The 4467-nt window shown below is 33.5% G+C and carries 6 protein-coding genes; all 6 read right to left on the bottom strand.

The features are described from left to right. Positions 1-120: 120 nt before the first annotated feature. Positions 121-561, bottom strand: a complete 441-nt coding sequence (locus FAY33_RS20020) for a DUF3310 domain-containing protein (protein WP_243126849.1) — start codon at positions 559-561, stop codon at positions 121-123. Further along, on the bottom strand, positions 562-1842 hold the full coding sequence (locus FAY33_RS20015) for an NUMOD4 motif-containing HNH endonuclease (RefSeq protein WP_143323043.1): 1281 nt from the start codon (positions 1840-1842) through the stop codon (positions 562-564). A 71-nt stretch (positions 1843-1913) separates the two neighbouring features. Continuing rightward, positions 1914-2930 carry a phosphoadenosine phosphosulfate reductase family protein gene (locus FAY33_RS18975; protein WP_143323041.1) on the bottom strand — a complete coding sequence of 339 codons (1017 nt, stop codon included), beginning with the start codon at positions 2928-2930 and terminating at the stop codon, positions 1914-1916. Between the two features lie 111 nt (positions 2931-3041). Continuing rightward, positions 3042-3347 (bottom strand): hypothetical protein, encoded by a 306-nt coding sequence (locus FAY33_RS18970; protein ID WP_143323039.1) that lies wholly within the window; start codon positions 3345-3347, stop codon positions 3042-3044. 16 nt (positions 3348-3363) lie between these two features. Beyond that, positions 3364-3936 (bottom strand): ATP-dependent Clp protease proteolytic subunit, encoded by a 573-nt coding sequence (locus FAY33_RS18965; protein ID WP_185967729.1) that lies wholly within the window; start codon positions 3934-3936, stop codon positions 3364-3366. A gap of 143 nt (positions 3937-4079) precedes the next feature. Further along, a complete protein-coding gene (locus FAY33_RS18960; RefSeq protein WP_143323036.1) occupies positions 4080-4367 on the bottom strand; it encodes a hypothetical protein in 288 nt (95 codons plus the stop codon). Between the last annotated feature and the right edge of the window lie 100 nt (positions 4368-4467).

The following is a 4467-nucleotide window of genomic DNA, read 5'->3' as shown; positions in this document are numbered from 1 at the left end:
TGCGAAATAATCTTACCGCCACTTCTTTTCTCCACAAATTTCCTTCTTCAAATCTGTCTGCACCAAATGCTGTCATAGATCCTGCTAAATAAATTTTAAGTCTTTCTATGATGTAGCCTCCTATTCTGTGTAATTTAAAGCAGCTTCTTTTTCTTTTAATTCATTTAACAAATGTGTAGCATACCAAATAATTTTTTCTACATCTCTAATTGGAGTGCCTTTATCGTTCCATCTGCAAGCATATTTAATGATGTTTCCGGTGTCAGTAGCTTCAATCCCGTTCAAACCTTCGGTGAATGCTTTTATGACATCAATCACTTCTAAACCTGTTGATGACTGATAATGCGATGGATGAGATACCATTTTATCGGTTGATTCATAATTCTGACCATTAACTTGCATAACACCCTCCTTTTTATCCCAATATTCTTGTGGATATTCCGTGCATTCGTGCTCTATATTTTCAATTACAAATGGTTCCTTTACACCATAACACCAATAATCTTCGCACCCACACAACGCAGCGGGAGACTTCATAGAATTACAATACTTGCATTTCAATTAGTTTTCTCCCTTCTTATCCAAATCCAAAAACAATAATTCATCTGAATATGGCAACGTCTTACACCAATTGATAAACGACACGCTCCATTCTGTAAGTTTATGGTTTTTTCGCTGCCTAATCATTGAATATAAATTTTCGTAATTTACAGTAATAGTACGTGTTTGAAGCCATGATGATGGTAAAATTTCAACAATATGCTTCCAGATCGAATATTCTCTTGTCTGCAGGTATTCTTTTCTTAATGTGTTTAATCTATTTATTATATATTTCCAATCATCAATGGCCTCGCATTCTGGTGTTTTGTATTTTTTACCATTAACAATATTGTTTATCGTAGAATCATAACACCCCATATAATCAGAAATTTCTTTTTGAGTCCAACCGTCATTGTAATAATTCATGATTTCCAAGACATCATCATCTGAAAACCGTCTATTCTTTTCTCCAACTACAGTTCTGTTGTATCCAGTAATATATCTTAAATCATTATCAAATGCATGTTGTGAATTTTCACTTATACTGACCCATTCTAAGTTACTTATATTACAATTTAATTTATTCCCATCCTTATGGTTCACTTGAGGCAATTCTAATGGGTTCGGTATGAAATGCATTGCAATTAGCCTATGCAAATATTCGTTAGAACCAACTCCATTTTTTCTTAATACAACCTTTTTGTAACCAGACGAATTAATAGATGGCTTAATCTTTTTTTCTGAATAAGTTCTATTTCTACCATCTATGTCAACTACAGAAAATTGCTTTCTAATAAGAGTGCCCTTGTTAGAAACTTTATACAAACTTTCATAGCCAATAACGTCTTTCCATTCTTCATTGATTTCTTCAATTGGAACTTCAAATCCCTTATTTGCATTATATAAAGTATCTACATTTAAGCTGTTTTCAAAATCATTTATGTCAAAATCTTTTGATAATCCCTTGTGCATGAAACTAGTAGAATTCGCAGTCGTACCTATCTTATAAGTGTCAAATTCTTTCCACCAATAAAGAGGAGCTGTAATATCTACAGATACGAAAATCTGTCGTAAAAATTTTCTATGTTCCGACCCGGCTCTAATGAGCTGCTGTGCAAGTTTCATATCATTAGCTCCAATAAAGAAATTTCCGTTGTTGGGATTGCACTCATTTGTACAAATAGAATCACATTGCCGACAATTTAACTGTCTACTATCACTCCTCTCCCAACTATTCATAGGATTCCTAGTACCTCGTAAAGCATGTTCAAAACCCCACACCTCAGTTTTATCAAATCTCAATAATCAATCCTCCTTATCATTTTTAAAATCTCATAAAAGAGCCATTTGTTACCAATATATTGTGTTTAGCTTCACTCGATTTTAACGCCTATGTACTCTAAAACTTCTTTCATGCCAAGTCCGCCATCTGCAACTGGTTTCATGCAATATTCCCATATTTTAGGATGGGTTAATTTCATTCTTTGAAATCTATTTTGTTCTTTCTCCAAATGACATCCAAATCCACAAAACATGCATCCGGTGCGGTCATATCCAGTAGTTTTATAAAATCCCATATCATTTTTAAAAACAGTTCCGTATACAGATGAAATAGGAATTTGGAATTTTACTATATATTCAAAAATATCTTGTTCCTTCCAAAAACTTAGGGGTTTACTAGACGGATTTTTATTACTAAAAGCATTACATCCGCTCTGTAACCATTCTTTTTTTCTTAATATGCTTTCAGATGCCATCGTCCCTATAATGGGTAACAACCCACTTTTACCTGTAAACTTGTGTGCGGGAGTCTTTTTCATCACGTTGCAGCATTGATTAGATATTTTAAATGGCGTATATAACAAATAGCTCCATTTTTCTAATAACCACGAGTCTCCGTATTTCTTATGGTACTCACTACCAGACTGAAATTTCTGAGAAGTCTTGCCATTTGGTTTATTCTTAGTTGCTGATACATCTCTTGATATTTCTTTACTGATTAGCGGATATCCATATTTTAAAATAACATCTTTGAATAGAATTCGCTTTCCGTTTCTGTCTTTTGGATAATCAATTGCCAATTCAATCTCTAAATTAGGGAATTTATCTTTTAACCACTCCGTAAAACTTTTTACGTGTTCCCTCACTTCAGGAAATTCTAACCCTGTATCGGAGAACCACAACACCAACTTACATTTCAACATATTACAAACTTGAGCTGCCAAATAAGCCAATACAGTGCTATCTTTCCCACCAGAAAATGATACGTAGCATTTATTATCATTCTTTACATACCATTCTAATAATCTTGTTTGAGTTACTTTAATCTTGTTTTCAAGTGACAATGATTGAAGATGAGCTAAATCTTCTTTACTATGTTTATTGTCCAATTATCTTTCGGAGCAAAGCTAGCTTTAATGACCGGTCAAATCACCTTTCCTCCTATTTTCACTTTAAATTAGTTTCATTTTCCTTAAATTTGGGTACAAAAATAACAGCACCTACTTCATAGACTCATTTAATGCTTCTTTAATCTTCTGTTTCTGATCTGAATTGATATCATAAAACATCATCAAGAGTCCAACCGCAAACACAATCATGCTGATAATATCGCAAATCCACTCGGCTACAGTTAATGGAGATTTATTAAATGGAACTCCTTCTGGTTTGTAAACTAATAAACTGCTTACCAGGTTGAAAATCAATGATGCTGCCATTACCAATACGCTACGATACTTCTTCAAAAATCCTAACCGCTTGTAATATCTGATACCTAAATAACTTTTGTAATCCATATTGTCTCCCATACTAAAACCTTCCTTCCTAAAATTCAGTGATAATATCCGTTGCCACTCCCAGTTTGATTGACTCTTCTGAATAAATAATCCAGTCTAACTTTCTTTCTCTAACATCATTAATTCTTTCTTGAGTAATCATGGTACGGGAGCACACATAGTTTTCAAAATCAATCCAGAGTTTATCATACTCTTCCATGGCTTCTTTCATATTTTGATACTCTCCAATTACTCCGCCACTAAACTGATGACATGTCATTTTTGTGTGAGTAGATATGAAGCGTTTCTCTCCTGCTAAGAATATAAAGAAACCGCAACTATCCGCATAACCGGTACTGTATGTATAAACCGGTGTTTTACTATTAACCATGATATCAACTAACGCCCACATATCATCTACGTAACCGCCATGAGAATTTATATAAATCTTTATTGGCTTCCTTACGAAGTCTTTTTCTTTGGACTCCTTTGTATCATCTTCATCAAGTAACCATAATAAATTGTAGCAAACTTTGCTAATTGTACTCTGCTGAATATAATCGTGAATATAGATAATCCTTTTATCTGTATTAATGAAGACATTTTCCTGTTTTGCCTGCAAGCTATACCTCCCTTTTATTTATAAAATATCTGTTTACTTACGATTCTTGAAATGCTCAACAATACAGTACAGTGTGACCAGACCAATAAGAACTATAGGTATTAAATATTCAAACATAAACTTAAATTTAAAATATAAATCCATCACGTCTCCTCCATAAACTTATTGGCTACTTCCTGATAGTATTTTGCGTCACCTAAGTAGTGCTCATGAATCATTTCTTCCACTCGATACTGCACCACCTCTAAACATTCGTGGTCATTAAAATCATCAAAATATTCCTCTTTAAACCCAAGCAAATCCGAACTAAGCAACCAATCTCCACATTCGTCCTTGGATAATTCAGCAATTACTGATTCTCCGTAACCGTATGGATCAAAATACAATTTCCACACACTAATCGGAAAATATTCCCATCTCTTGTTCATCATTCACCTCTTTTCATAAAACAATAATTTCATTCAAATATTAATGAAGCATATTCCCATAACCAATACACCATATAGGATTGCTTTCTTCTTTTAAGATTTT

The organism is Clostridium sp. HBUAS56010, assembly GCF_007115105.1.
In the GTDB taxonomy this organism is placed as follows: Bacteria; Bacillota; Clostridia; order Lachnospirales; family Lachnospiraceae; genus Lacrimispora.
This window is presented reverse-complemented; position numbering and strand designations above follow the sequence as displayed.

Coding starts and splice junctions, on each gene's coding strand:
- FAY33_RS18960 (WP_143323036.1), bottom strand. CDS start 4,367: ATGATGAACAAGAGATGGGAATATTTTCCGATTAGTGTGTGGAAATTG.
- FAY33_RS18970 (WP_143323039.1), bottom strand. CDS start 3,347: ATGGGAGACAATATGGATTACAAAAGTTATTTAGGTATCAGATATTAC.